1 protein-coding gene is annotated in these 565 nt (G+C 48.3%); it reads left to right on the forward strand.

The genetic code is table 11. The features are described from left to right. The coding region (locus HMPREF9189_RS11840) for a Cna B-type domain-containing protein (RefSeq protein WP_000314880.1) at positions 1–565 on the forward strand (565 nt) is incomplete at both ends.

Consider the following 565-nt stretch of genomic DNA (forward strand, 5'->3'; position numbering starts at 1 on the left):
AGTGTCAAAGTAGAACTCTACAAAGACGGCGTGGCCACAGGTCAAGTACAAGAGTTGACCAAAGCCAACAACTGGACAGCCAGCTTTGAGAAACAGCCCGTCTCTGCGACCCTTGGTGGCGAAGCTCATCAGTACACCGTCAAAGAAGTTGGCGAAATCTTAAACAACATTCAAGTGACAGGCAAATGGTATGGAGTCGGTTACGCAGGAAGCATGAAAGAAGGCTTTACCATCACCAATAAAGAAAAGACTCCGTGGGCTCCAATGATCCCACCAACCAGAGATGTTAAAGTGACCAAAGAGTGGCAAGACTCAGATGGCAACAAGATCGACGCGCCTGTAGACAGTGTCACAGTCGAACTCTACAAAGACGGAGCCGCAACTGGTCAAGTACAAGAGTTGACCAAAGATAACAATTGGACAGCTAGCTTTGAGCAACTGCCCGTCTCTGCGACCCTTGGTGGCGAAGCTCATCAGTACACCGTCAAAGAAGTTGGCGAAACATCAAACAGCATTTTACTTGCAGGCAAATGGTATGGAGTCGGTTACGCAGGAAGCATGAAAG

It is taken from the genome of Streptococcus sp. oral taxon 071 str. 73H25AP (assembly GCF_000146755.1).
Taxonomy (GTDB): domain Bacteria; phylum Bacillota; class Bacilli; order Lactobacillales; family Streptococcaceae; genus Streptococcus; species Streptococcus oralis_T.